Raw genomic sequence first — 25,075 nt, forward strand, 5'->3', positions numbered from 1 at the left:
AGTACCGCTAAATACATTCGTGTTAAACGGCTTCCCTGACTGTGAGCAGACAAGTAGGTTCCCGGTGCCCGGCCCGATCGGCCGGGCACCGCCTCGTCAAAGGCGTGCGGAACACCGCACAGACAGGGGGAGGGACCATGCGCAGCAGACGCAGACAGGCAGCCGCCGGACTTGCAGTGATCGCATCCTTGGTGGCGGCCGGACTCACCGGCGTCGCCCGGGCCCACGACGGCGTCGGCTCCACCGACGGCGCCATCGACAACGCTCAGGCCACACACGACCACGACCAGCACGGCGGAAGCGACGGTCACCTGCCGGCGAGCAGTGACGACGTCCGCCTGGTCAGCAAACTCCGACTCGACAGCGTCGAAGGGAAGATCGCCGACGTCGGCGTCTACAAGGGATACGCCTACCTCGCCTCCTGGGGCGGCGTCGGCTGCGACAACACCGGCGTCCACGTCGTCGACATTCGCAACCCCGGCAAACCGAAGAAGGCCGCCTTCATCCCGACCACGGGGAGCGCTCCCGGCGAGGGCATTCAAACCGTCCACATCAGCACCCCGGCCTTCACCGGCGACATCCTCGTCACCAACAACGAGATCTGCGGCGACGGCGGAGTCGGCGGCATGAACATCTACGACGTGACCGACCCGACCAATCCCAAGCAACTGGCCAATGGTGTCGGCGACTTCACCCTCGGCGACGAGACGACCGAACTGGCCCGCGAGATCCACAGCGCCTTCGCCTGGGACGCGGGCGACAAGGCGTACGCCGTCCTCGTCGACAACGAAGAGGGCACCGACGTCGACATCATGGACATCACCGACCCGACGAAGGCCACGCTCGTCGCCGAGTACGACCTCGACGAGACCTTCCCGCAGATTGTCCAGGCGGCACCGGCCAACCTCACCGAGATCTTCCTGCACGACATGGTCGTCAAGAACATCCGCGGCCGGCAGATCATGGTCGCCTCGTACTGGGACGCCGGGTACGTCCTCCTCGACGTCACCGACCCGAAGCGCGCCAAGTACATCGGCGACACCGACTTCACCGACCCCGACCCCGAGGCCGCCGAGAGCGGTCTGACCGTCGCACCCGAAGGCAACGGCCATCAGGCCGAGTTCACCCTCGACAACCGCTACGTCATCGGCGCCGACGAGGACTTCGCCCCGTACGCCCTGTCCGCCCGCAATGTCACCGACGGCAGCGCGATCACCGCGGGCCAGGGCATCCCGCTCACCCCCGGCACCACGCTCACCGGCGGATCCGTGTACGTCGGCCGCGCCTGCAGCGGCGATGCCGCCGTCCCTGCCGGCGACCCCGCCGCCGTGGACATCGCCATCGTCGAACGCGGCGTGTGCAGCTTCACCGAGAAGGTCGCAGCCGTCGAGGCGGCGGGAGGCTACGACGGCATCCTCGTCTTCAACCGCACCGGCAGCGACGCCTGCGATGCCCAGACCGGCATGAGCGTCGAGGGCACCCTGCCCACCTTCGGTGTCGCGCCGCGCGGCCAGGGCTTCGCCATCTTCGACCAGCCGTACAGCAAAGCCGACTGCCTCGCCGGCACCGGCCCGCAGACCCTGCCGGTGGCCGTCGGCACCAAGGGCGACCAGCTCACCTTCTCCTCGCACTTCGACGGTTGGGGCTATGCGCACCTGTACCGCAACGAGCGCGGGAAGATGACAGAGCTGGACACGTACGCGATCCCCGAGGCTCACGACCCGGCATACGCCTCCGGCTTCGGCGACCTCTCGATTCACGAGGTGGCGACCTCGCAGGTCTCTTCCGACCTTGCGTACATCTCGTACTACGCGGGCGGTTTCCGCGTCACGAAGATCAAGAACAACAAGCTCGTCGAGGTGGGCCACTACATCGACAAGGGCGGCAACAACTTCTGGGGCGTGCAGACCTTCGACCACGCCGGCAAGGAGTACGTCGCCGCGTCCGACCGCGACTACGGGCTCTACATCTTCCAGTACACCGGACGCCAGTAATCAACCCAGCCGGGCGGCTTCCACCGGACTTCGGGTGGGAGCCGCCGCCTGCATGTCGCGGCCCCCTGAAACGTGGCCGCTCGAGGACGTACGTACCGGCAGCTGAGAGCCTGACGGCTGGGGCGGACACCCAGGAAGCGGGCGGCAGATGACGACCGGGCGTCGGCGGACACTCCCTCGACCGGGACTGGACCACACCCCCAACCGCTCGCTCTGCCCGTCCGGCCGGACGCACAGCCTGCCTCGGCCCTCAGGGCCGCGACCCTGTACTCGGCCCCCCCGCGTGAGTCGGCGGCAAGTCCGCCTGAGCCGGGATCAGGCGCGCAGGCCCGATTCCGCCCTTGACGGCCACGGCGTCGTGAGCGGTTCGAGAATCTCGGCTCATCCACGCGTGCCGCCCCTCGCGCCGCTCACGCCCCGGACTGCCGCACCACATGCCCCACGGGTGTGGAGATCTCGGCGCGGTCGCGACCGAGCGATGATGGTATGGCTGGTAATGCACTCGCCGGCCCCTCTCGGCGGACGTAGAGCGAAAGAAGCCGAAAAATCGGGCATCTGACAGTGCCGATGAGGCGGCAGGGCGCACATCACCGGTGGGAGCAACTACACCGCGGGGGAACCGGTCCAACGTACCACTGCCAATCCACTTGGCACTCAAACCCGCCTCCCTTCGGGCCGTTTGACGCCGCTGCCGTCGGAAGGGAGGGCACACGAACGGTTATACGCCGACCTCAACGTCATCGGGGTCGGCATCGGACAACGGCGGGTCGGCGGCCGGCCGCAGGCCGACCAGGTCGCTCTGATCGTCTACGTGAAGGAGAAGCTGGACGAGGCACGGCTGAAGAAGGACGAGCAGGCCGTACCCGTACCGCGCGAGTTCGAGGGCATCGGGACCGGCGTCGCCGCACCCTACGGCCCGGACGCCCCGGTGGAAGTGCTCGGCGTCAGCGAGCAGCACCACCACTCCGTCGACATGATGTCCATCGACCGCGTCCGCCTGCACGAGCAGTGGGCGGCCGAGCAGGGCGGGCAGGAGCTGCCGTTCCAGGGAACCATCCACGACTACGGCGACATCGAGGTCATCCAGGACGACGGCACCCTCGTGCAGACCGTCAACGGTCAGCCCGGGGTGGACTCTCGTCCGCGCCTACAAGCTGTTCCGGCGACACGCAAGGCATCGGCTACCCGGTCTTCAGCAAACCGCCCCGCACTCGGCTCGAGCAAGCTCCAGGGCATCCTGTTCCTCAACCAGGGGCACTTCCCGGTCTGGCGCCACGTGATGCTGCAGGAGCAGGGACACCGCTGGAGCAGCTTCGCCGCGTACCGGGACGACCCGAACGGGCCCAACATCCGTGGACTACGACGTCCACGACTGGGTGGACATCGACGGCGGCCGGTTCCAGCGCGTCTCCCTGGCCTCGGACCAGCGCGAGTACTGCGAGCTCGATCTGTATCTGATGGGTGCGATGGGCCCCGACGGGGTCGGCGACATGAACCTGTTGTCGAACATCACCAACGTGTCCGGCAACACCTTCAGCGCCAGCAAGAAGCGGTTCGAGATCGACAACTTCCTGTGGGCCAATGGCGCGCGCGTGCCCAACGAGGCCGCGGCCCAGAAGCAGTTCAAGCACGGCTTCTGCCTGCTGACCAAGGACTTCGGCAGTGCGCACGACCTGGCCGACCGCATCGACCAGTTGCGTCGCCGGTTCGAGGTCGACTTCCGAGCGGCGACCAAGGGGCTGCTGTCGGTCGACACCTCCATGGGCCCGCTGCGCCGCGAAGCCCAGCCGGGCGAGATCAGCGAACTCACCGGCGGCGGCTACACTTCCCTGCACCGCCACCAGGTGTCGCCGTACGACCTGAACGTCACCGGTACGCAGTTCACCGGGACCATCCAGCCGGGCCAGACCCAGTACTGGTTCACCTACAACTGGTCGCCCTACTGGCACATGGACTGGTCGGTGCGGCCGACGACGGCCGGCGGCAAGGTCACCTCCTTGGTGGAGGTCGAGCGCGCCGGTAACGGGACGCTCACCTACTGGCTGACGATCCGGAACACCGGTTCCGCGGCCACCGACTTCGAGGCGCGCTACGCGCGGCTGCACTGACCGGTGAACGGAGACCGATCATGCGTCTGACCATTGAGGTAACGGACGGGCTGGGGGACATCCAGGTCGTTCGCGCGGACACGGCGGGGCAGCGGCAGGCGGGAGCCGGCGAGGGGACAGGGCTGCCCGCATCGGTTCCGGCCGGCGCGTTCGACGGCGGGGCCGACAACCTTCCTCGACCGGCCACGACGGCCCTGGCCCCGGCGTCGTCGCCGGCCGGCACCGAAGGGCAGTCGAGCCTTCTCGGAGCCCCCGCGGGAGCCATCGCGGCACCGGGACAGCCGAGGTTCCCGGCCGGTGAAGCTCGGTCCGCCGGGCCTGCTCCCGCCGCCTATGAGGGGGAGCGCTACTCACGCGGCACGGAGGTCGACATACGGCCGGCGCGAGACCGGCACGCGTGTCAGTGCTCGCCGCTCGACTCGACAGCCATGCGTTTGGCGAACGTCTCGCCGCCGTTCTTGGACTCGTAGACACCGTCCTGAGTGGCGGCGAGAACGTGTCCGGCGTCCACGGCGGTGAGAGCCTGGGGCCGCCCGCCCGGCACGGTCGAGACCTTCTTCCAGGTGGCTCCGCCGTCAATGCTGCGGTTCAGCCCACCAGAGGTGTCGATTCCGTACAGAGCGTCCTTCGCGCTCCACGAGAGGAAGGCCATCACCGGCTGCTCGCCCTTCGCGAACGTCTTGCCACCGTCCGTGCTGCGGGCGACGCCCTCGGTCGTCGTGGCGAGGACGAGGCCGGGGTCTTCAGGGCTGACCGCGATGTCGAGTGCCTGGAGCTGCGCCCCGTCCTTCCAGGTGGTGCCGTCCTCGCTGACACGCAGCAAGCCGTTGGTGGCGTCGTAGGCGTAGATCGAACCGTGCGCGTGGTCCAGGGCGTGGAAGTCGGCCTGGCCGGAGAGGGACAGGGACGTCCAGGTCTCGCCGGCGTCGGTGCTCCTGATCAGGCCCTTGTTGCCGCCCTCGGAAGGATGGCCGCTGGCGTAGAACGTCGTGTCCTGAGCCACCGTGAAGCCCATGAAGTCGTCCGTGCTGTCGCCGACCAGCTGGGGCTTGCCCTGCGCGTCAGGGGTGTGGATGCCTTCGTGGGTGGCGACGTAGAGGCGCTGGTCGACCAGGCCGAGGCCGTGGATGTGCGTCAGCGTGGTGGCGGACCGGGCGGCGGTCGAGCCGGTGTCGTCCCCCGAGCCGGTGTCGTTCTCGCTGGAGCAGCCGACCAGGGTGAGAGCCAGGGCAGTGGCCGCCGCTATGGCATGGCGCTTTTTCATGGTTCCTCGGAGGTGGTGACGACCTGCTGCGGTGTGCGAGCCGGATGCGAGCAGTGAGTGGGGCGCGACCGCCCGGGCTCCACGGCGTGCGCACCGCGGAGCCCGGACGGTCGGGGAGTGATGCTGCTCAGAGCCGGTCGAGGATGCTCTGGAGCTGCTTGACCTCGGCGGACTGGCCTTCGACGATGGCGCCTGCCATCTTCACCGCGGCGGCGTTCTTGCCTTTCTTCTGCTCGTCCTTGGCCATGGCGATCGCGCCGTTGTGGTGCTCGATCATCATCTCGGCGAACATCTTGTCGAACTCCTTGCCCTTCATGGCCTTGAGCTCGTCCATGTCCTTGTCGGACATCATCCCGTCACCGCCCATGTCCATGCCGCTGTGGTTCATACCGGGCATCGACTCCATGGCGGTCGGCTTGTTCCAGGACCCCAGCCAGCCCTTCATGGTCTGGATCTCGGGGTCCTGAGCCTTCTCGATCTTCGCGACGATGTCCTTGATCTCCGCGTCGGCCGCTCGGCCGCCTGCCAGCTTGGCCATCTCCAGGGCCTGCTCGTGGTGCGGGATCATCATCTGCGCGAACGTGACGTCGGCGTCGTTGAAGTCACCGGCCTTGGCGCCGGACTCGGCGCTCGCCGTGGCCGAGTTGCTGCCGCTGCCGTGGTCCATGCCGCTCATACCGTCGCCGTTGTCACCACAGGCGGACAGGAGCAGGGCGCCCGCGGCGACGACGCCCACGGCCGCGATACGGCGGACGGGCTTGCGGCGCAGGGTACGCGTGAAGGCAGTCATGGTCGGATTTCACCTCGTGTGTCGGTTCTCTGGGCTGTTCTTTCGGTGCATGCGGAATCGCGGGGCACACGTGGTACGCGCGCCCGAGGCGATTCGGCCTACAGCCGCAGGACCGACAACTGGGTGAGATCGGGGCCGCGTGGCAGGGGTATCGCCCGCAACGCGACGGGGAGCTGGGCGCGCAGGCTCGCCAGCCAGTCGGGACGACGACCTAGCGCTGAGCGCAGGAGCGCGGCGAGGAGCCAGGCACTGAGCAGCACGGCCACACACAGCGACAGCATGTCCATCGCCATCACCGGCTCGCGCGTCGACGGCGTGTCGTCCGGCGTGGTCGCCCGGACGGCGTCCGTGGGTATCGCGGCCCAGCCGGGTTCGTGAGCCGCCTGTCCCTCGTCCATCACGGCCGCTGACACGTGGGATGCGGAGCTCATCCCCGCGGAGGACGAGTCGTCGTGGTGCCCGACGGTGTGCATGACGAAGACGCTGACCGCGAGCACGACGACGAGCAGCAGGTGCCCGAGGGCGCCTCCTGTCCGTACGCGTCGGCTGACGTTCACCGCGGGACCTCCGGATCCTGGTGCTGCGGACCTCCGAGCCGACAGTACCGAAAGGGAAGACGGCACGCTGTGACGGGTCGAGAATCAGCTGTTCCACTAAGCCACTTGGCGACGAGTTTACGAGGGAAGGCGGGCGCCATGCGTCTGCACCAAGCTGGTCGTCCTGGCCGTCGGGGTCAGCGGCGCCCGGTCCTATTGGGCTCCTGCACAGCTGTTTCCTGGCCGCTGCCTCCATCGGCATCGAGGACCGCCTGAACTCCGCCGTCTACGATGGCAGTTCACGGGTGCCGGAGGACTCGCACTCCGGAAGGGAAGGGAGCGGTCGTGCGTCAGCTGGGTGAGCTGGAGGCGGAGATCATGCACCGCCTGTGGGCCTGGGGCCGGCCGGCCACCGCGCGCGACGTACTGGCGGACATCAACAAGCAGCGCCCGCTCGCCTACAGCACGGTCAAGACCGTGGCCGACATCCTGCACCGCAAAGGCATGCTCACGCGGCACAAGGAGGGCCGGGCGTGGGTGTACACGCCCACCTGTACGCGCCAGCAGTACACGGCGTCACAGATGCAGGACGCCCTCGAGGACAACCCGGACCCGGCGGGTGCTCTGGCGAGTTTCGTGGAACGGATCTCGCCGGCGGAGGCGGACGCGCTACGCTCGGCGCTCCGAGCGGTGAAGAGGCGGAGTGCGGAGTAGCGCATGATCACAGCCGTGGCGCTGGCCGGATACGCGGCCCTCGTGGGCGCCACGGTGCCTCCCCTCCTGGCCCGGTCTCAGTGGCTCCACCGTGCGCCGGCCGTCGCGGTCCTCGCCTGGCAAGCCCTCATGGTGACGTTCGTCATCGCCACCGCACTCTCCGTGCACCACCTGGCGCTGGCAGGGCACCACGCCCACGAAGGGCTCGTCGGCCTGCTGATCGCGTGTGGATTGGGCGCTCACACCTCGCATGCGGACGGTGCGTCACACACGTTCGGCGACGCACTGGCGCTCGCCGCGCCGGCCCTGATCGTCCTGTTGCCGGTCGGCTGGCTGATCCGGTGCGCCTGGCGGGCGCGACGTGTCCGTCGGCGCCAACTGGACATGCTCACTCTGGTCGGAGAGCCGGCCCCGGAGTACGGCGCCACGATCGTCGACTACGACGTTCCCGCCGTGTACTGCCTGTCGGGACGCCGCTCTCGCGTGGTCGTCACCCGCGCCGCCCTGGAGGCCCTCACCGAGGAGCAGCTGCGTGCTGTCCTCGAGCACGAGCGCGCCCACATCGCGGGCCGGCACCACATGCTGAAGGTGCTCGTCGACGCGTTCTCCCATGCCTTCCGCGGACTGCCCCTCGCGCGGTACGCCAAGGAGCAGACCGACCTGTTGCTGGAGATGATCGCGGACGACCGCGCCCTGCGGTTCCACTCCCCGGAGGCGCTGGCCACCGCGATGTACGAGGTCGCGGCCGGGCGAGCCCCGCAGGCGGCTCTCGGTGCGGGCGGATCGGGGGTTCTCATCCGTTTGCGACGCGTTCTCACTCCGCAGCCCCGACCGCATCGGGCGGCATGGCTGGGCATCGTGGCAGCCACGGTCACTGCTCCGATGCTGCCCCTGCTGGCGGCGTGCGGGCCCTGACTCCTACCGGACCCGCACGTTCCCATCAGTGCCTGCGTGCCGTCAGGCCTGGCCTACGAGTTCGTAGCCCGCCTCGTCGACGGCGGCGCGGACGGCGTCCTCGGCGAGCGGGGTGGCGGACGTGACGGTGACCTCGCCCGTCGTGGCGACGGCCGTGACGGAGGTGACGCCGTCCAGAGCGGATATCTCCTTCGAGACCGCGCCCTCGCAGTGGCCGCAGGTCATGCCCGACACCTTGTAGACGGTGGTGACACCGATGCCCTGAACATCGGTGGTGGCACCCGAGCCGCAGGCACCGCCCGAGCCGCCGCAGCAGGAGCTGGAGTTCGTCTGATCAGTCATGGTCTGTCCCTCAGGGTGTGTGGGTGCGTGGGTGCGTGGGTGCGTGGGTCGGCCATAGGGCGGGGTGTGACACCTCCAGGCCCTTTGGCCACGAAGGCACTATACCCCGGTAGGGTATCCATCAGCTGGCGTAGGTCACACCTTCCTTGATCGCCGCCTCTCCTTTCCGGCGAAGGTTCTTAGTATTCGTTGTGGCCTGCGCGGGCAAAGTCGCGCGGAGGTGGCGGTAAGCATCGGGGTGAGAGTCCCGCCGCTGCGGGTGGCCGCCTTGCTCCTCTACGGAGCCGCCGTGGGCCGTGATCGGCGGGTCGGGGCAAGCCCGGCGGGCATCACGTCGCCATCATCAGCAGCATGCCGGACATGGCCGCACCCATGCCGATGTGAGCCGCCAGAGCGGCGTCGGGTGCGGCGCCGACCTTCCGGCGGCGACCGCGGCCGGCCCGCCCTTCACCTGACCTGGCCTTGTCCCAGACGGAGATCGTCAGCGACGCCAGGAACACCACCAGCGTGTCGGGCGCGGAGAGCAGCCAGCGCCCCCAACTCCGGCCCGTCGCCAGGCGCTTGTCCGTGCCGCGGACCCGCACCCGGACGGATGCCGCGATCGACAGCAGGAAGTACAGGGCGAACGCCGCAATCACCCAGCGCCAGACGGAGCTCGAGCCGCCCGAGGTACCGGCGCCGGCGGACGGTGCCATGCCCGACATGTCCATCCCGGGCATCGAGTGCATGCCCTGCATGCTCTCCATCCCGTGCATGGACCCCATGCCCTCCATCTGCGGCGTTCCCGTCGTGCTCGCCATGTGCTCCATTCCGGGCATGTCCGCCATGGAGGAACCGAGGGCCAGTATGGGGCCGGACGATGTGCTCGTCATCGCGAGTGTCATGATCACCATGCCGGCGCTGCCGGCGATGAGGTGCACCCAATGACGGCCCTGCTTCCATCCGCCCACTCGCGTGTGCCTGGCCGCCATCGCGATGCCGCCAAGCCCGAGTGCGACGAACGCTGCCGTCCACCACATGCCGTAGCTCGCGTACCAGGCGGCCGTCGCAGGCAGGGACATGATCGCCATGCACAGGCCCATGAGCAGGTCACCGCTCGCCGCGAACCGCGTCTCCCCACGGGTGGTCACCACGCGGACCGCGCTGACGGCAGCCACCAGAGCGGCGATTGCCACGATGGACCAACTGAGCGCCAGGTTTCCCATCTCCACCTTCCCGGTTGTCCGGGGGCGCGACGGGCCCGCTCGGGCCGATCGCGGGCTCGTCGCCCAGGGGCCCCTCGGGTGCCTTGCGAGCCGTTAAGTGCTATTGCCCTTAGTACGTCTTGAGGGTGGAGGGTGTTCAGGGGGCTGGTGAGAACGATTGCCGCGGCCGCGCTCATGACCGTCGCTGCGTGCTCCCGGACCGGCTCCGGCTCGGCCGACTCAACTTGATGTCGGCCTTACCCCCTCCGGGTATATTGGGCGGCGCCTTCCCTTCGCAGAAAGCTCGTAAGGAAGCGATGACGGTACGGAAAGCCCTCGTGTCTCGGACCCTCGCCCCCACGGGCGCCGTCCGCTGGATGCGCGCTGCCGTCATCGCGGTGTTCGCCGCGCTCGCCGTGCTGGTGCACCACGAGATCGCCGTGGGGGCCCTCACTCCGACGCAGTCGTCCGGCAGTCACCTGATGCCCGGCGTTACCGGCATGGTGATGTCGCACGATTCCTCCGGGCAGGCCGTACGCATGCCGGGGCATGCGTACCACGGCACTTCCACGCCGCCTGCCGAGCCATCGCAGGCCGCTGTGGCATCTGCGTCGACGATGACCAGCGGCGAAGGTCTGGCCTGCTCCGGCATGCTCATGCAGCACTGCGCGTCGGCGAGCGTCGACGCGGTGAAGTTCGTGCCGCCGCCGGCGGAGACTTGGGTACCGAGCGACCTCGACCGGCAGCCCGCTGCAACCGTCGGCTCGAAGGCAGCCGGGACGGTGGGCCGAGCGCCCCCGGACCTGTCCGTTCTCTCGCAACTGCGCATTTAGGCCGTGCCCAACGGTCTCCTCGCGGCCTTGCCGTGCGAGGAGCTGTTTCCGCACGTGATTCCGCCATGCGTACCGAGAGATTGAGGACAGCCCGACATGAACAGCATCAACCGCCGCTCCGTCCTGTTGGCCGGTCTCGGCGTCGCGGGCGCGGGCGCGCTCGCCGCCTGCACCAGCAGCTCCAGCAGCACCCCGGCCCTGGTCAACCCCTCCGGTTCGGCGGTCGCCGCCACCGAGAAGAAGCGCCCCAGCACCGGCACGGTGCGCAATGTGACCCTGACCGCCGCACCCGCCATGCTCGACCTCGGCGGGGGTGTCATGGCCAAGACCTGGGCCTTCAGCGGCCGGGCCCCGGGCAAGGAGATCCGGCTCTCGGTCGGCGACACGCTGGCCGCCGAGCTGTCCAACCAGTTGCCGGGCAAGACCACCACGTCCATCCACTGGCACGGCCTCGCCCTCCGCAGCGACATGGACGGCGTGCCCCCGGTCACCCAGCAGGCCGTCCGGGCGGGCAGCAACTTCACCTACCGCTTCCTCACCGACGCCCCGGGCACCTACTTCTTCCACCCGCACGTCGGTGTCCAGCTCGACCGGGGCCTGTATGCGCCGCTGATCGTGGAGGACCCCAAGGAGCCGTTGTCGTACGACGACGAGTGGGTCGTCGTCCTCGACGACTGGGTCGACGGCGTCACCGGCACACCCGACGAGGTCTTCGCCGAGCTGCGGCAGGGCATGGGCGGCATGGACATGGGAGACGGCTCCAGCTCCGGTGCCGGCTCCGGCAGCGGCCACGGTGGCCATGACATGGGTGACATGGGTGACATGGGTGGGATGGGCATGGGGGCCGACTCCGCATCCCCGTCCGCCTCGCACTCGTCCGGCGGGATGTCCATGAAGTTCATGCTCATGGGTGCCGAGAGCGAGTTGCTCGGCGGCGACGCCGGTGACGTGAAGTACCCGTATCACCTGATCAACGGCCGTGTCCCCGCCGACCCGGACGTTTATCAGGGGCAGCCCGGCAGGCGCGTACGGCTGCGGATCATCAACGCGGGAGGCGACACGGCCTACCGGGTGGCGCTCGGCGGCCACAAGCTGACCATCACCCACACCGACGGCTACCCCGTCGAGCATCAGCAGGTCGACGCCCTGCTGGTCGGCATGGGGGAGCGGTACGACGTCCTGGTCACCCTTGGCGATGGAGTCTTCCCGCTGGTCGCGCTGGCCGAGGGCAAGGAGACCACCGGCATGGCCCTGGTCCGTACGGGATCAGGCAGCGCGCCGAAGACGACCGTCCGCCCCAAGGAACTGGACGGCATGATCATGACCGCCTCGCAGCTCCGTGCGGCGGACGAGGTGCGGCTGGAGTCCAAGAAGGTCGACCGGGTGCACCGCATCGAGCTGACCGGCGGCATGGACAAGTACAACTGGGCCATCAACGGCACGCGGTTCGACATGAACGATCCGACCGCGAACCCCCTCATGATCGAGGAGGGCCAGCGAGTCCGGCTGGACTTCGTCAACACCACGGAGATGTGGCACCCGATGCATCTGCATGGCCACACCTACCAGTTGGGCTCCTCCGGCCCGCGCAAGGACACCTCGATCGTGCTGCCGAAGAAGAAGCTGTCCGTCATCTTCGACGCCGACAATCCGGGGCAGTGGATGCTGCACTGTCACAACGCCTACCACGGGGAGGCGGGGATGATGGCGCTGGTGGCCTACCAGGCCTGACCGGTAATGACCGTCAGCCGGGCTGCGAGCAGATTGTGGGTACGGAATCCGGCGAGGGAGAGACGGTGGTCGCCGGAGCGGGTATCGAGGACTGCGAACAGTCCGGCGAGCGTCGACAGTGACGCGATGGCGACGGGGACCATGAAGCCGGGACATGAAGCCGGGGATGGACGGCGTCGGGGAACCAGAAGCGCACAGCGATTCATCCGCCGGTCCCGCTGCGTCTTCGGCGGATAGAGGCCCCGGCGGCGGCAGGAACGCCGGTGGAGTTGTAGGCCAGGGCGAAGAACAGGTTCGGTCGGGGGCCTACGGCGAGGCTGTGCGGCAACCCGAGTGTGTACGGCTGGCTCCCGCCCGGAGCGGGACCTGCGTGGGGACGCGAGTGTCCAGCGGTGACGTTGCGGGTACTTGACCGCAACCCGGTCGCTGCCTTGGCCGGCGGCAGGATCGGGTCTGCCCAGGAGCGCAGGGTCTCCGGGATGGCCTCGATGGAGTGAGGTGACCCAGTTCGGCAGCGGGATCCGGCCCCGCTTGGCGATCTTTCGGGCGTGTTCTGGCAATGGCGTTCGGCCTCATCCAATGCGCGGGGCATGCTGATCCGACAGGTCGGGTCCGATGGGTGGGCCTGGCAACCGGGGTGTGGGGGATCGCGTTGATCGTCTGGGTTAACGGTGCGTTCGGCAGCGGGAAGAGCACGTTGGTGGATGAGCTGCGTCCTCGATGGCCCGAGGCTCTGGTCTACGACCCGGAGGTGGTCGGCTATGTGCTGCGGGAGATCGTGGAGGTGCCGACTGGCGACTTCCAGGATCTTCGGCTGTGGCGGCGGCAGGTCGCTGACCTGGCGGTAGGGCTGGTTGAGGAGTACGGCCGTCCGGTTCTGGTCCCCATGACCTTGATCAACCCTGGGTATGTCGGCGAGATCTTCAGCAAGTTGACGGATGCCGGCATCGAGGTTCACCACTTCTTCCTCAAGGTCTCCCGAGAGGTGCTGGAGAAGCGGATCGACGGCCGGAGCTTCACCCCGGATGACCCCGAACAGGACGAGAGGGTCCGGCGCTGGTGCAAGGACAGGATCGAGCCTTGCATGGCCGCGGCCGACACCCTGCCCAGCGGCACCGTGTTTCTGGATGGCGAGCTCACCCCGCAGGAGTTGGCCGATGTGGTGCTGGCTCGTGTCGACGCGGCTGCGGGCCGGTAGGACTGGTTCATGGCTGAACTTGTTGAGCGTGTCGACGAACGTGACGAGGTGCTGGCTGTTGTGGAGAGGGGAGAGGCGATCCGTCACCAGTGGCTGCACCGCATATCGACGATCGTGTGCCGCAACAGTGCGGGGCGGATCCTTGTCCACCGCCGTCCAGACGATGTCGCTCTTTTCCCGGGGCAGATCAACTGGATGCTGGGAGGCGCGGTGGACGTGGCCGAGTCGTATGAAGATGCTGCTGCGCGGGAGTTGGTGGAAGAGCTTGGTGTTCATGCCCGTCCTCGTTACCTGTTCAAGTTCTTGTGCGAGGGCGCGATCAGCCCGTATTGGCTCGGTCTGCATGAGGTCGTCGTCACGGAACCCGTCCAGCCGGACCCGTCGGAGGTCGCTTGGCATGACTGGCTGACTGAGTCCGAACTGACTGACCTGGTCCGAGATCGGGAGTTCGTTCCGGATGCTCGCGAGGCGTTCGACCGATATCGCGCCTTGCCGTTGCGGCCGGGAGCGATGTGAGCTGCGGTGCGCGTTGCTGGAGTTCGCCCTCCGCGGCTGGGCGTCCCGCGGAAGTGAGTGTGTGGTAGGCCGTGCAGGCATGGAGGTGGGAGAGCAGCGCGTGAGCGGCTGGGCAGCCGGATGCAGACAGCGAGGCCTGTCGGGAACTTGCGCGGTCAAGTATCTCCGCCCGGTGTCGATGGCTGTCGGGGTCGACATACAGCCTGGCCGGTCGGTTGAGACCCTGGATGAAGTTGGGCTTCGGCTTGTTGTCCGTGCGGCACGCTGTTGGCTTCAGGCGGTGGTCGCGCTGCAGACATCGGCCCGGTCCATACCGTGCGGACACTTCGTCGGTTCGCCGACCATGCCGTGGGGCAGTCAGGCGTGCGCATCCGCTCCTCACTGCTCTTCACGGATGGCCACCGCATGCCCGAGGCGCGTCGCGGTGCGGGAAGCTCTCAGTGGTAGGCGTGTACGACGGCATGTCCCTTGCCGCGCCCGATCATCCACTTGTTGACCGGCGTGGTGATCAGGAAGGCGACGGCGAACCCGCCCAACAGGGCCGCCCAGAAAAGACCCTCGGACAGGTGGGCGTCCATCGCACCGGGGGTGACGGCAATGATGGCGTTGTCGACCAGCTCCATCACGGCGATGGAGACGGTGTCCGCGGCCAACGCGACCTTGAGCGCGGTCTTGAAGTCCAGACCGGCCCGGACCACCGCGAACAAGGTGAAGGAGTAGCCGAAGAAGAAGGCGAGCGAGATCGCCAAGACCATGGTGGCGACATTTCCCCACATCAGGGCCGTGCCGATCACCATGCCGAGAATCTCGCCGATGGCGCACCCGGTCAGGCAGTGCAGCGTCGCCTTGGCTGCCATACCCCAGGAAGCTCGCGCGTGCTCACCGTGATGTGCCGCGTGGTCGACGTGAGGGTGGTGGCCCTCGTGGGCGGCGTGGTCGTGCCCGGCGCCTGAGTGCTGAGCGGTGTGATCCATTGCCTTCATCCCCATTCCCATCTGATGGGCTCGTTCCCGAGCCCCACGTCGAGGAACTATATACCCCCTAGGGGTATGCGAGCCCAGCCAGTATGCGGGCCAGTGATGGCCGGGGGTGAGGGTGGTCAGGGTTTAGCTCGCGCTTTCAGGTGCGTCGGTCTCGCGCCCGGATGCGATGCTGGGATCAAGACATGATGCATCGATATAGACACTGTGTATCGATAAGACTAGCTTGGCTACGGAGGGACCTGGAGCAGCAGGTTCCCGCGTTCGACCAAAGAAGGGCCCCTCATGCCTGACACCCCTGTCCACCACCCCGGCGCCGGAAATCCGTGGCACAAGCCCGATGACATGTACGCCAGCCCGCCGCCCTGGGACATCGGCCGACCCCAGCCGGCGTTCCTCGCTCTCGCCGACGCGGGCGTCGTCCGAGGCCGGGTGCTGGACGTCGGTTGCGGGACCGGTGAGCACGCGCTCATGGCCGCGGGCCTGGGTCTGGACGCCACGGGGGTCGACGTGGCCACCACTGCTTTGCGCACGGCTGAGGAGAAGGCGCGTGACCGGGGGCTGACAGCTCGGTTCCTCGTCCACGACGCCCGAAAACTGGCCGCCCTCCGGGAGCAGTTCGACACCGTGCTCGACTGCGGCCTGTTCCACATATTCGGCGACGACGACCGCGCCACTTACGTCGGCAGCCTGCGATCCGCCGTACGACCAGGCGGTCGATATTTCATGCTGTGCTTCAGCGACCAGCAGCCAGGGGATCAGGGGCCGCGGCGGGTGGCACGGGCGGAGATCGAAGCCGCGTTCGCCGACGGCTGGCGGATCGACTCCATCGCAGCGGCCACGATCGACATCACCACCGACCCGATGAGCATCCGGTCCTGGCTCGTCTCCGCAACCAGGATCTGAACACCCGCAGGACGGGCTGTACATGCCCCGGTGCGCCCCGCACGGGTGCGCGCACCAAGATCCCCGCCTGAGGATCCCCACGCGAAAACCGGAGGGAAACGTCATGCCGAATGCAGAGGCCCGCGTCGTCACCGACCGCGCGAGCCGGTATCTCGTCCAACTGTGCCGACATGCCGGCCGGATGGGCCACTACGAGGACACCTTTCGTAAGGTCGACGGCACCTGGCTGCTGGCGACACGGACCCTCGTCCTGCCTTTCGGCGGGCCGACGGAACGTCTGGACAGCGCCGGCCAGTCCTGATCAAGGACAGCACCACCTCGGAATCGCCACCCACGAGTCGCACCAAGTCCTGCGCTGGGGGGACCCGGCATGCTGATGGATGAGCTACTCACGCTGAAACTGCACGAGCTGCCAGTGAAGACGATCGCGTTCAACAACCCCCAAGATGCTCGACCTGGCGGGCGCCAACCTGGGCAGCATTCCCCGTCCCTGATACCCGTCTCAACAAGGGGACCGCCTTCAGTCCCCAGGAGCGCGCCGAACACGGCCTGGACGGGTTGCTGCCGCCGGCGACGGAGACACAGGAGGAGCAGGCGGACCGTGCGTGCGAGGCGTTCCTCGCGTACGACAAACCGCTCAACCGGCACATCTACCTGCGGCAGTTGCAGGACACCAACGAGGTGCTCTTCTACGGCCTGCTCACTCGGCGCCTGGAGGAGATGCTGCCCATCGTCTACACCCCGAGGGTCGGGGAGGCCTGCCGCCGCTTCAGCGAGATCTACCGCAGGCCACGCGGCCTGTTCCTGACGTACGAGGACCGGCATCGCTTCCGCGACATCCTGCGCAACCGCCCGGGCCGCGAAGTCGACGTCATCGTCGTCACCGACGGCCAGCGCATCCTGGGCCTGGGCGACCAGGGCGTAGGCGGCATGGGCATCCCGATCGGCAAGCTCAGCTTCTACACCGCCATCGGCGGCATCCACCCGGCGCGCACCCTCCCGATCCTGCTCGACGTCGGCACCGACAACGAGGACCTGCTGGCAGGCGAGCACTACCTCGGCCGCAGGCGGCACCGTGTCACCGGCGGGACGCGCCCAGTCCCCGCTCCTGGCCCCCGAATCTCGTCCCGGCCGTTGCGAGGATGCGGCCCGAGGCCTGTGACAGTATCGGCTGTGGACGCAGGGCCGCGTGCTCGGGCTGAGGGCAGAGGAACGGGTGACATGAACCGGCCACCGGGAATGATGGACGTGGCACGGGAGGCCGGCGTCTCGCACATCACCGTCTCCCGGGTCATCAACGGTCATCCGTCGGTGCGGCCGGAGACCCGGGCCCGGGTCGAGGCCGCGATTCAGAAGCTCGGCTACCGCCGCAACAGTGTGGCCAGGGCTCTCAAGAGCCGCCGTTCGTCGACGATCGGCGTAGTCATCGTCGGGTCGGAGCTGTTCGAGCTGCCCCGCATCCTCCTGGGTGTGGAGACGGCCGCCAAGCAGGCTGGTTACTGGGTGAGTCTGGCGAGCCGGCAGGGCGAGAGCACCACAGGTGACCTCGTGGAGACACTGCAGCGGCTCACCGATCAGTCGGTCGAGGCGATCGCGGTGGTCGCCGACCGTCCCCTCGCCGTGGAGGCGCTGTCCGGCCTGGTCTTCGAGGTTCCGGTGGCGGTGGTGATGTCCGGCAGCGTGCCCAACCCCGATCTGAGCTTCGTCGAGGTCGACCAGGAACTCGGCGCCCGACTCGCGGTTCGGCACCTTCTCGATCTCGGACATAGGCGCGTCGCCCACCTGACGGGTGCCTTGCGCACCTTCGACGCCCGGGCCCGTGTCGACGGCTGGCAGGCCGAACTCGCCGCCGCGGGAGCGGCGGGGAGCATGCTCGAAGGGGACTTCAGTGCGGAGAGCGGATTCCGCCTCGCCCACCAGCTCTGCACCGCCGGCACCGACCTGCCGACCGCGGTCTTCGCGGGCAACGACCAGATGGCGATGGGAGCGCTGGCGGCGTTCGCGGAGCGGGGCGTGAAGGTGCCGCAGGACGTGTCACTCGTCGGGTTCGACGACATGAAGGGCTCGGGCTACCTCGTGCCCGCCCTGACCACGGTCCGCCAGGACTTCGTCCACCTGGGCAGGAGCGCCATCGGACTGCTGGTAGGGATGTTGGGCGGGAAGGAAGCGGAGCGACAGAAGATCACGCCGGAACTCGTCGTACGGCGCAGCACCGCCGCTCCCCGCGCGGATTCCTGAAGCGTGGCCCGCGTCACCCGAAGAGTACGAACAGCACATGCGTGATCGGGAACTCGGCCGCACCGGGCTGAACGTGTCCGAGATCGGCTACGGAGCCCGGGGGCCGGGCAAGATCAGGTCCTTCGGGATCTCCGTCAAGGACCACCAGCCCGAGAACGTGCTCGCGGTGCTGCGCACCGGAGTCCCGGACGTGGTCCAGGTCATCTGCAACATCTTCGAACAGGCCCCGTCCGACACGTTGTTGCCGGCCTGAGAGGAGTGCGGCGTCGGTGTGATCGGTCGGGTCGTCGGGTCGCACTCGACGAAGGCGCCCTCACCGGCTCGATCCGGACGGGCGTCACCTTCCCGGAGGGCGACTGGCGCAACTGGTACTTCAGGGACGACCGGCCCGCCCGGGTCGAAAAGCGCGTGGACGCGATTCTCGCCGACCTGGGGATCGACGTCGCGGAACTCCCCTCCACCGCCCTGCGCTTCGCCCTCGCCGGACAGGCGGCTCCCCCGTCATCGTCGGGATGTGCTCGCTGAGGAACGTGGAACGCAATGCGGCGATCGCCGACGCACCGCCGCTCACCCAGCAAGCGCGGCGGCCGCACTCTCGCAGCGGGCCAAGCACCGCTGGGCGAAGAACTTCTACGGCTGACCCCCGCCTGCAGGGACCGCCCCTGACACACCGTCAGTCGACCGGGGTGTACTCGAACCAGCGCACGTGTGCCTCACCCGCGTCGGCTTCGGCGGTGCCGGTACCGGTGCCGTACAAACCGATGTAGACGCCGACGAACCCTCCGGCGCGTTCCGTGCTGAAGAAGGGCCGTTCGATGCTTCCCAGGGTCGTCCAGGAGCTGTCCTTGACGCTGAAGGTATAGCCGGACTCGTCGCTGTCGACAGCGAGGACGACCTCGCTGTCCGCCACGGCGACCGCCGCGAGGCGGGTGGCGGCGCCTGCCTCGCGGGCGGTGAGCATGACATGCGGGGTTCCGGAGGCGTCGACGGTGAGGCCCAGCGTGGCGTGCTGGTTGTGGTTCTGGAAGACGGTCAGACCCGCTTCCTGCGTCGGCGTGGCGGCGGTGAAGCGGATACGGGTGCGGACGCGCAGGCGCAGATGCTGCTGGCGGCGTGCGATGAACGCGGGGGTGCCGGTCGAGGTGAGGGGCTCGGGGGAGAGGCGGATGGTCAGGCCGCCTTCTCCGGAGCGCGGTGAGACGAGGTCGTCGACCGGTCCGCGCAGGCTGTTCCATTCCGGGCCGAGTGCGCTGCCGCTGAACTCGTACGTCACCGGTCCGTCAGGAGCCCCCACGGTCGTCGCCGTCCTCGTTCCCGCGGGCAGCCGTTCCGACAGCCTCACCCGTCCGGTGTCCGGTGCGAACACGGGGCCCCTGGGCGTCCATTCGACGGGAACCAGGAACACCTCGCGGCCGAGTGTGTGCGTACCCTCGAACGGCCGTACCCCGAGGGCGACGGCCCAGGTCTCGCCGGCGGGGGTGTCGACGAGGTCGACGTGTCCGACGTGGTGTATCGGTTCCGCCGCCCCGCGGTGGCGATGGGTGAGCAGCGGGCTCCTGGGGTCCGTGGAGTAGGGGCCGGTGACGGTGTCGGAGCGGGCCGCGGTCACGGCGTGATGGTGTTCGGTGCCGCCTTCCGCGGCGATCAGGTAATACACGCCATCGCGTTTGTACACGTGCGGTGCCTCCACCCAGGCACCGCGCATCGCCCCGTGCCACAGGATGTGGGTCGGGCCGGTCAACGCCAGGGTTTCCAGGTCGAGTTCGCGCATCCACAGCTCACCCGGGCCGGTCTCCTCCGGGTGTGCGGCGTCGCGGCAGGCGGTGAACCAGCAGCGGCCGTCGTCGTCGAAGAAGAGCGACGGGTCGATGCCCTCTGCCTCCAGCACGACGGGGTCCGACCAGGGACCGGCCGGGTCGGCCGCGGTGCAGAGGAAGGTGGTGCTGCCCTGGCGGCCTCTCGCCAGGGTCACGACCGCGTAGAAGGTGCCCTCGTGATGGCGGATGGTGGCGGCCCAGAGGCCGTCCGAGACGTCCAGCCCGGTCAACGACACCTGGGACGGCCTGTGCACCACATGACCCAGCGGTCTCCAGCTCACCAGGTCGCGGCTGTGGAACACCGGGAGCCCGGGATAGTACGCGAACGACGACGTGACCAGGTAGAAGTCCTCCCCGACCCGGCAGATCGACGGGTCCGGATGACTGCCGGCAAGAACGGGGTTGGCGAAGGTCGGCACGGGCGCACTCCGAGGCAGGCGGGGGTGGGAACGAGATTTCGTCGGGGCGAAGACCTTGACAGCTTGTTAACGTTAACATCACCGTGGTTCCCGGCAAGAAGCCCGACAGAAGCCGGAACGCACCACACGTCGGAGGAGACGTGAATGAGCGCAACTCCCTTGGTTTCCAGTCCGGACGGGTCGGCCGGCGGGGACGTTTTGTTCCCGGTAAGTCGGCCGTCGCCGCGCTGGTAGTCGCTCTCGCGGCGGCCTCGCCGGCCGGTTGTCCCTACGGTGACGACTCGGCCTCCGGTGACGACTCGGCCTCCGACCGCGAGCCGGACACGTCGCAGTGCTGGACCTCCACCCTCGAGGTCGGGGGCATCGCGTACAGCGGCTCCAAGGGCTCGGCCGTCTCCAACCTCCCCCTGATCGAAAGAAACGTGCATGCCGACAGCCAGGCAGGAACCCGTCGAACCCCTGTCCTTCCCCAGCCACTTCCTCCTCGGCTCCGCGACCGCCGCCTACCAGATCGAAGGCGCCGCCACCGAGGACGGCCGCGGTCCCTCCATCTGGGACACCTACTCCCACACCCCGGGCAAGACCTGGAACGGCGACACCGGTGACATCGCCGCCGACCACTACCACCGCCTCGAGGAAGACCTCGATCTCATGGCGTCCCTGGGCCTGCGGGCCTACCGGTTCTCCCTCGCCTGGCCGCGGATCCAGCCCACCGGTCGGGGCCCGGCCAACCCCAAGGGGCTGGACTTCTACAGCCGCTTGGTCGACGGCCTTCTCGACCGGGGCATCATCCCGGTCGCGACCCTCTACCACTGGGACCTGCCCCAGGCCCTCGAAGACACCGGTGGCTGGACGAACCGCGCCACCGCCTACGCGTTCGCCGACTACGCCCGTACCGTCGGCGAAGTCCTCGGCGACCGCGTAGCGATCTGGACCACCCTGAACGAACCGTGGTGCTCCGCCTACCTCGGCTACGGATCCGGAGCCCACGCCCCCGGCCGCACCGACGGGGCCGCGGCTCTGACCGCGGTCCACCACCTCAACCTCGCCCATGGCTTGGCGGTTCAACAGCTCAGGGCGGTGGCCACCAATGATCCGCAGTACTCCGTCACCCTGAACTTCCACGTCCTCCGCGGTAAGGGCGACGGCGGCGAAGAGGCCGTGCGCCGCATCGACGCACTGGCCAACCGCTCCTTCACCGAACCCCTGCTGCGCGGCCACTACCCGCAGGACCTCATCGAGGACACCGCCGCCGTCACCGACTGGGCGTTCGTCGAGGACGGCGACCTCACCCAGATCCACCAGCCCCTGGACCTGCTCGGCGTCAACTACTACGCCACCACCACCGTCCGCCTGTGGGACGGAGTGACACCGCGTCAGAACAGCGACGGTCACAAGGACATGGGCGGCTCGCCCTGGCCCGGCTCGGCCCACGTCGAGTTCGTCCAACAGGACGGCCCGCACACCGCCATGGGCTGGAACATCGACCCTGACGGACTCGAAGAACTCCTCCTGGACCTGCACACCCGCTTCCCGAACCAGCCCCTGGTCATCACCGAGAACGGAGCCGCCTTCGACGACCACCTCTCCACCCGCTCCGACGGCACCTACGCCGTCCACGACCCCGAGCGTGTCGACTACCTACGTCGCCACCTCACCGCCGCCCACCGGGCACTCGTCTCCGGCGTCGATCTGCGCGGGTACTTCGTGTGGTCGCTGATGGACAACTTCGAGTGGGGCTACGGATACTCCAAGCGCTTCGGCATCGTCCACGTCGACTACGAGACCCAACGCCGAACGCTCAAGGACAGCGCCCTGTGGTACCGGGAGCTGGCAGTGACGGGGAGCATCCCGCCGCTGCCGACCGGGATCCGCTGATCACGAACGTTCCGAGGAGGGTGTGGCTCGATTTCGCGCCACAGAAGTTGTGCTGGGACGCGAGCGCGGACGCCGTGTCCCACGTCGCGCCGAGGCGTGGCGACCGCGACCACCTCGCCCTCGCGCTGCGCGGTCAGGCGCCCGCCGCGCAGCGGCCCGGGATCGTCTCCGAGTGCCCGCCGATCACCACTCGCGGCGGAGCCTCCACCGCGGCTTACGCGTCGTGGGTCATCGCGTCGCGGACCTTGGCCGTGTCCACGAACTGCTCGAAGCGGACGATCAGCCCGCCGCGTACGACGAAGTGGTGCGCGACCCGGACGTCGATCGGCTTGCCCGTGGCCTTGTTGACGGCTGTGTAGCGGGCCAGCACGACGACGTTCTCGCCGTCGGGGACGTAAGTGTCGTCGTGGGCGACCCAGTTGTCCCACTCCTTGGCCAGCTCCTCCATGACGTTGGACGTCACGCCTTCGGGCGTGCGGTAGGTGCCGCCCAGGGGGAAGCCGGCCATCTCGGTCCACTCCACGTCGGGGGCGAGGGTGGCGCGCAGGGCTTCCAGGTCTCCGGTGGCGGAGGCCAGGTACTGGCGCCGTACGACGTCGGCGGGGGAGACGGCGAACTCGGTCATGTCAGCCCCACTTCATTTCGCCCTTGGCGACCTTGGCGCCGATCTGCGCGGCGATCAGCATGCCGTGGTCGGGGTAGCGGCCGACGAGGGCCTCGGTCAGCGCGGCACCGTCGGCGGCCTTGCCCAGCTCCTCCTCGAAGGCCACCAGGTAGTCGCGGGTGGCGGTGATGGCGGAGGCGTCGGCGGCGGTGCCGGGCAGGCGGTGGCCGGGGACGACGAGCTGCGGGTCGAGGGCGGCCATCTCGTCGAGCAGGTCGATCCAGGTCGCGCGGTCGCCCGGGGTGGGAGTGTCGGCGACCCAGACGTGCTCGTGCTGGAACAGCAGTACGCCGCCGAGGATCGCACGCTGCTCCGCCTGCCACAGGTAGTGCCGGTCCGGAAGTCCGGCCGGGCCGCCCTTCAGCTCGAAGCGATGGCCCTCCAGGGAGAGGTCGCCGGTGAGCGGTTCGATGTCGACGAGGCGGGTGGGCAGGTTCGTGCCGAGTGCCTCCCACGCCTTGAGCTTGCCCTCGTAGGAGTGCCGGATGTGTTCGATGACGATCGGGGTGGCGACGAACTTCGCGTCGGGGAACGCGTCGGCGAGGACTTCGGCGCCGAAGTAGAAGTCGGGGTCACCGTGGCTGATGAAGACGGTGGTGAGCTTCTTGCCGGAGTCGAGGATCGCGGCGGCCAGGCGGTGCCCGTCGGCCCGGGTGAAGCCGGCGTCCACCAGCAGGGCCTGGCTCTCGCCGGTGACGAGGGTGGCGGTCTTGTTCTTGCTGCCGGCGGGGAAGTCGAGGTCGTGGACCTTGAAGTCGAGCGTGCTCATGGAAAGGCTCCTAGCTCTCGGAGAGGGGAGTGGGGTCAGGAGGTGCGGGCGGACAGCCGCTGGTCGATGTCGTCGGCGGTGGCGTGTCCGCGGGCCAGGGTGGTGACGCGCATGCCGTCGAGGGCGAGGAGCGTCGGGAAGCCGGTGACGCCCAGCGCGGCGGCGCGGCGGAAGTCGGATACGGCCTCCGCCTGCGTCTCGGATGCCGCGAACGCGGCGACGACTGCCTCGGCGTCCAACCCCGCGTCCGCGGCGACCTGTCGGTAGGTCGTCGCGTCGGAAAGGCTCCGTCCGTCGATGTAGAAGGCGCGTTGGAGGGCGGCGGCCAGTTCCGCCGTACGGTCGGGAGCCGCCCGGCGCAGCGCGGCCACCCCGCGGGCGGCGGCCTCGGAGTCCATCACGAACGAGCCGTCGGCGATCAGCCGCTCGTAGCCCTCGCCGAACTCGGCGCCTGTCCGCTCGGCGATCTGGGCGTTGGCGCCACGGACATACCCGAACTCGCGGATCGGCACCCGGCGCGGCCCGGTGAACAGGCCGCCGGAGACGACTTCCACCGGCATTTCGGGGTGCCGGGAGGTGATCTCGCCCAGCGTTGCGGAGAAACCGTGCGACCAGCCGCAGTAGGCGTCGAAGACATAGAGGAGCTTCATCGAGGACCTCGAGAGGATGTGGCACCCGCCTTGTGCGGACGCTCACCCGGGCAACATTATCTGACGCGTCAGATATTTCCATGCGCCCGCCTCAATGGCGCGGCGCCCGCTCAGGGCAGCAGTGGCAGGGAGGTCCGGGCCGAGTGGCTGAGAAGTCGCAGGTCCTCCGCGAAGCGCTCCCGGTGGGCAGGGGGAAGGGGCTCCAGGAAGTACCGCTTGATGTTCTCCACGTGGAGCCGGGAGGCGCGTACGACGGTGTCCTCGCCCAGTGGTGTCAGTCGCACCAGACGCCCCCGCCCGTCGGCCGGATCCGTGACGCGTTGCACCAGTCCGGCAGCCTCCATCCGGTCCACCAGCCGCGTCGCCCCGCCCGTGGTGAGCACCTGCTCCTGGCTGATCGCTCGCATCGACAGCCCCGGGTCGCCGGCCCGTCCCAGGATCAACAGCACCTCGTACATCAGGTGGCTGATCCCGCACTCCTCCTCGATCTTCCGACCCAGGATGTACTCCAGCCGGTTCGCGGCACCCTGCAACCGTCCGAACGCCAGGACCAGCTCGTTGTCGGCCGCCTCCTTCGCGGTCGTGATCTCCGGCTGCCCGCCCTGCTCGCCCACGGCACCTCCTGTGTT

Annotated in this window: 26 protein-coding genes and 1 pseudogene; 14 read left to right on the top strand and 13 right to left on the bottom strand. The window is 68.6% G+C overall.

The genetic code is table 11. The annotated features are described in order from the left end of the window. Positions 1-137 precede the first annotated feature (137 nt). Entirely contained in the window at positions 138-1,994 is a 1,857-nt protein-coding gene (locus tag ADL12_RS00680) for a PA domain-containing protein (protein WP_159053045.1), read from the top strand. Positions 1,995-2,712: 718 nt separating this feature from the next. Here the strand turns inward: ADL12_RS00680 and ADL12_RS00685 are convergent. Next, entirely contained in the window at positions 2,713-3,054 is a 342-nt protein-coding gene (locus tag ADL12_RS00685) for a hypothetical protein (RefSeq protein WP_062697270.1), read from the bottom strand. Between the two features lie 292 nt (positions 3,055-3,346). On the opposite strand from ADL12_RS00685, the gene ADL12_RS49415 reads away from it, so the two are divergent. Next, positions 3,347-4,102, top strand: coding sequence for a hypothetical protein (locus ADL12_RS49415; protein ID WP_062697272.1), 756 nt, complete (start codon positions 3,347-3,349; stop codon positions 4,100-4,102). Between the two features lie 400 nt (positions 4,103-4,502). Here the strand turns inward: ADL12_RS49415 and ADL12_RS00695 are convergent, their stop codons facing one another. The 3 genes from ADL12_RS00695 to ADL12_RS00705 all read right to left on the bottom strand — a co-directional run bounded on the left by ADL12_RS00695 (position 4,503) and on the right by ADL12_RS00705 (position 6,713). After that, positions 4,503-5,366, bottom strand: a complete 864-nt coding sequence (locus ADL12_RS00695) for a F510_1955 family glycosylhydrolase (protein ID WP_062697274.1) — start codon at positions 5,364-5,366, stop codon at positions 4,503-4,505. Positions 5,367-5,493: 127 nt separating this feature from the next. Then, positions 5,494-6,156: a DUF305 domain-containing protein gene (locus ADL12_RS00700; protein ID WP_062697276.1), complete on the bottom strand. Its 663-nt coding sequence runs from the start codon at positions 6,154-6,156 to the stop codon at positions 5,494-5,496. Between the two features lie 98 nt (positions 6,157-6,254). Continuing rightward, positions 6,255-6,713 carry a hypothetical protein gene (locus tag ADL12_RS00705; protein ID WP_062697278.1) on the bottom strand — a complete coding sequence of 153 codons (459 nt, stop codon included), beginning with the start codon at positions 6,711-6,713 and terminating at the stop codon, positions 6,255-6,257. 324 nt (positions 6,714-7,037) lie between these two features. Here ADL12_RS00705 and ADL12_RS00710 point away from each other — a divergent pair, with 324 nt between their 5' ends. Both ADL12_RS00710 and ADL12_RS00715 read left to right on the top strand, forming a co-directional pair. Next, entirely contained in the window at positions 7,038-7,406 is a 369-nt protein-coding gene (locus ADL12_RS00710) for a BlaI/MecI/CopY family transcriptional regulator (protein WP_062697280.1), read from the top strand. Between the two features lie 3 nt (positions 7,407-7,409). Further along, the gene (locus tag ADL12_RS00715) at positions 7,410-8,321 is read left to right on the top strand and encodes a M56 family metallopeptidase (protein ID WP_062697282.1); all 912 of its coding nucleotides are present in this window, start codon (positions 7,410-7,412) and stop codon (positions 8,319-8,321) included. A gap of 42 nt (positions 8,322-8,363) precedes the next feature. Here the strand turns inward: ADL12_RS00715 and ADL12_RS00720 are convergent, their stop codons facing one another. Both ADL12_RS00720 and ADL12_RS00725 read right to left on the bottom strand, forming a co-directional pair. Next, positions 8,364-8,663: a heavy-metal-associated domain-containing protein gene (locus ADL12_RS00720; protein ID WP_062697284.1), complete on the bottom strand. Its 300-nt coding sequence runs from the start codon at positions 8,661-8,663 to the stop codon at positions 8,364-8,366. A gap of 329 nt (positions 8,664-8,992) precedes the next feature. Then, positions 8,993-9,868, bottom strand: coding sequence for a DUF5134 domain-containing protein (locus ADL12_RS00725; protein ID WP_107119801.1), 876 nt, complete (start codon positions 9,866-9,868; stop codon positions 8,993-8,995). Between the two features lie 296 nt (positions 9,869-10,164). Between ADL12_RS00725 and ADL12_RS00730 the strand changes: the two genes are divergently transcribed. After that, the gene (locus tag ADL12_RS00730) at positions 10,165-10,680 is read left to right on the top strand and encodes a hypothetical protein (RefSeq protein WP_062697286.1); all 516 of its coding nucleotides are present in this window, start codon (positions 10,165-10,167) and stop codon (positions 10,678-10,680) included. A gap of 96 nt (positions 10,681-10,776) precedes the next feature. Beyond that, entirely contained in the window at positions 10,777-12,411 is a 1,635-nt protein-coding gene (locus ADL12_RS00735) for a multicopper oxidase family protein (protein WP_062697288.1), read from the top strand. Here ADL12_RS00735 and ADL12_RS49420 read toward each other — a convergent pair. Next, positions 12,399-12,554: a hypothetical protein gene (locus ADL12_RS49420; RefSeq protein WP_167364369.1), complete on the bottom strand. Its 156-nt coding sequence runs from the start codon at positions 12,552-12,554 to the stop codon at positions 12,399-12,401. The two genes, ADL12_RS00735 and ADL12_RS49420, sit on opposite strands and share 13 nt — an antisense overlap. A gap of 509 nt (positions 12,555-13,063) precedes the next feature. Between ADL12_RS49420 and ADL12_RS00740 the strand changes: the two genes are divergently transcribed. Continuing rightward, the gene (locus ADL12_RS00740) at positions 13,064-13,609 is read left to right on the top strand and encodes a P-loop nucleotide/nucleoside kinase family protein (protein WP_062697561.1); all 546 of its coding nucleotides are present in this window, start codon (positions 13,064-13,066) and stop codon (positions 13,607-13,609) included. 9 nt (positions 13,610-13,618) lie between these two features. Continuing rightward, positions 13,619-14,125, top strand: a complete 507-nt coding sequence (locus tag ADL12_RS00745; protein WP_062697290.1) for an NUDIX hydrolase — start codon at positions 13,619-13,621, stop codon at positions 14,123-14,125. A 437-nt stretch (positions 14,126-14,562) separates the two neighbouring features. On the opposite strand, the gene ADL12_RS00750 is transcribed toward ADL12_RS00745, so the two are convergent. Beyond that, a complete protein-coding gene (locus tag ADL12_RS00750) occupies positions 14,563-15,099 on the bottom strand; it encodes a DUF4396 domain-containing protein (protein ID WP_062697292.1) in 537 nt (178 codons plus the stop codon). Between the two features lie 291 nt (positions 15,100-15,390). Here ADL12_RS00750 and ADL12_RS00755 point away from each other — a divergent pair, with 291 nt between their 5' ends. From ADL12_RS00755 to ADL12_RS57975, 5 genes and pseudogenes are all read left to right on the top strand, one after another. Beyond that, positions 15,391-16,011, top strand: coding sequence for a class I SAM-dependent methyltransferase (locus tag ADL12_RS00755; RefSeq protein ID WP_062697293.1), 621 nt, complete (start codon positions 15,391-15,393; stop codon positions 16,009-16,011). Positions 16,012-16,189: 178 nt separating this feature from the next. Next, positions 16,190-16,312: pseudogene (locus ADL12_RS53640) on the top strand (nuclear transport factor 2 family protein); the annotation flags it as partial. A 248-nt stretch (positions 16,313-16,560) separates the two neighbouring features. After that, complete coding sequence (locus ADL12_RS55925) at positions 16,561-18,249, top strand: LacI family DNA-binding transcriptional regulator (RefSeq protein WP_425265055.1); 1,689 nt, start codon at positions 16,561-16,563, stop codon at positions 18,247-18,249. Between the two features lie 37 nt (positions 18,250-18,286). Further along, positions 18,287-18,502 carry a hypothetical protein gene (locus ADL12_RS57970; RefSeq protein ID WP_062697298.1) on the top strand — a complete coding sequence of 72 codons (216 nt, stop codon included), beginning with the start codon at positions 18,287-18,289 and terminating at the stop codon, positions 18,500-18,502. A 5-nt stretch (positions 18,503-18,507) separates the two neighbouring features. Continuing rightward, positions 18,508-18,774 (top strand): aldo-keto reductase family protein, encoded by a 267-nt coding sequence (locus tag ADL12_RS57975; RefSeq protein WP_062697300.1) that lies wholly within the window; start codon positions 18,508-18,510, stop codon positions 18,772-18,774. A 148-nt stretch (positions 18,775-18,922) separates the two neighbouring features. On the opposite strand, the gene ADL12_RS00785 is transcribed toward ADL12_RS57975, so the two are convergent. Then, entirely contained in the window at positions 18,923-20,485 is a 1,563-nt protein-coding gene (locus tag ADL12_RS00785) for a glycoside hydrolase family 43 protein (protein ID WP_062697302.1), read from the bottom strand. A gap of 426 nt (positions 20,486-20,911) precedes the next feature. On the opposite strand from ADL12_RS00785, the gene ADL12_RS00790 reads away from it, so the two are divergent. Next, on the top strand, positions 20,912-22,363 hold the full coding sequence (locus ADL12_RS00790) for a GH1 family beta-glucosidase (protein ID WP_062697304.1): 1,452 nt from the start codon (positions 20,912-20,914) through the stop codon (positions 22,361-22,363). 214 nt (positions 22,364-22,577) lie between these two features. On the opposite strand, the gene ADL12_RS00795 is transcribed toward ADL12_RS00790, so the two are convergent. The 4 genes from ADL12_RS00795 to ADL12_RS00810 form a co-directional block, all read right to left on the bottom strand. Continuing rightward, positions 22,578-22,988, bottom strand: coding sequence for a nuclear transport factor 2 family protein (locus ADL12_RS00795; RefSeq protein WP_062697306.1), 411 nt, complete (start codon positions 22,986-22,988; stop codon positions 22,578-22,580). Position 22,989: 1 nt separating this feature from the next. Beyond that, entirely contained in the window at positions 22,990-23,796 is an 807-nt protein-coding gene (locus ADL12_RS00800) for an MBL fold metallo-hydrolase (protein ID WP_062697308.1), read from the bottom strand. Between the two features lie 35 nt (positions 23,797-23,831). Next, entirely contained in the window at positions 23,832-24,446 is a 615-nt protein-coding gene (locus tag ADL12_RS00805; protein ID WP_062697309.1) for a DsbA family protein, read from the bottom strand. A gap of 110 nt (positions 24,447-24,556) precedes the next feature. Then, complete coding sequence (locus tag ADL12_RS00810) at positions 24,557-25,060, bottom strand: MarR family winged helix-turn-helix transcriptional regulator (protein WP_062697312.1); 504 nt, start codon at positions 25,058-25,060, stop codon at positions 24,557-24,559. Between the last annotated feature and the right edge of the window lie 15 nt (positions 25,061-25,075).

It is taken from the genome of Streptomyces regalis (assembly GCF_001509475.1).
Taxonomy (GTDB): domain Bacteria; phylum Actinomycetota; class Actinomycetes; order Streptomycetales; family Streptomycetaceae; genus Streptomyces; species Streptomyces regalis.

What these genes read in the sequence shown, in the direction of transcription:
- ADL12_RS00680 (WP_159053045.1), top strand. Translation starts at nt 138, where the DNA reads ATGCGCAGCAGACGCAGACAGGCAGCCGCCGGACTTGCAGTGATCGCA.
- ADL12_RS00695 (WP_062697274.1), bottom strand. Translation starts at nt 5,366, where the DNA reads ATGAAAAAGCGCCATGCCATAGCGGCGGCCACTGCCCTGGCTCTCACC.
- ADL12_RS00700 (WP_062697276.1), bottom strand. Translation starts at nt 6,156, where the DNA reads ATGACTGCCTTCACGCGTACCCTGCGCCGCAAGCCCGTCCGCCGTATC.
- ADL12_RS00715 (WP_062697282.1), top strand. Translation starts at nt 7,410, where the DNA reads ATGATCACAGCCGTGGCGCTGGCCGGATACGCGGCCCTCGTGGGCGCC.
- ADL12_RS00720 (WP_062697284.1), bottom strand. Translation starts at nt 8,663, where the DNA reads ATGACTGATCAGACGAACTCCAGCTCCTGCTGCGGCGGCTCGGGCGGT.
- ADL12_RS00725 (WP_107119801.1), bottom strand. Translation starts at nt 9,868, where the DNA reads ATGGGAAACCTGGCGCTCAGTTGGTCCATCGTGGCAATCGCCGCTCTG.
- ADL12_RS00730 (WP_062697286.1), top strand. Translation starts at nt 10,165, where the DNA reads ATGACGGTACGGAAAGCCCTCGTGTCTCGGACCCTCGCCCCCACGGGC.
- ADL12_RS00735 (WP_062697288.1), top strand. Translation starts at nt 10,777, where the DNA reads ATGAACAGCATCAACCGCCGCTCCGTCCTGTTGGCCGGTCTCGGCGTC.
- ADL12_RS49420 (WP_167364369.1), bottom strand. Translation starts at nt 12,554, where the DNA reads ATGGTCCCCGTCGCCATCGCGTCACTGTCGACGCTCGCCGGACTGTTC.
- ADL12_RS00745 (WP_062697290.1), top strand. Translation starts at nt 13,619, where the DNA reads ATGGCTGAACTTGTTGAGCGTGTCGACGAACGTGACGAGGTGCTGGCT.
- ADL12_RS00750 (WP_062697292.1), bottom strand. Translation starts at nt 15,099, where the DNA reads ATGGATCACACCGCTCAGCACTCAGGCGCCGGGCACGACCACGCCGCC.
- ADL12_RS00755 (WP_062697293.1), top strand. Translation starts at nt 15,391, where the DNA reads ATGCCTGACACCCCTGTCCACCACCCCGGCGCCGGAAATCCGTGGCAC.
- ADL12_RS57970 (WP_062697298.1), top strand. Translation starts at nt 18,287, where the DNA reads ATGCGTGATCGGGAACTCGGCCGCACCGGGCTGAACGTGTCCGAGATC.
- ADL12_RS00790 (WP_062697304.1), top strand. Translation starts at nt 20,912, where the DNA reads ATGCCGACAGCCAGGCAGGAACCCGTCGAACCCCTGTCCTTCCCCAGC.
- ADL12_RS00795 (WP_062697306.1), bottom strand. Translation starts at nt 22,988, where the DNA reads ATGACCGAGTTCGCCGTCTCCCCCGCCGACGTCGTACGGCGCCAGTAC.
- ADL12_RS00800 (WP_062697308.1), bottom strand. Translation starts at nt 23,796, where the DNA reads ATGAGCACGCTCGACTTCAAGGTCCACGACCTCGACTTCCCCGCCGGC.
- ADL12_RS00805 (WP_062697309.1), bottom strand. Translation starts at nt 24,446, where the DNA reads ATGAAGCTCCTCTATGTCTTCGACGCCTACTGCGGCTGGTCGCACGGT.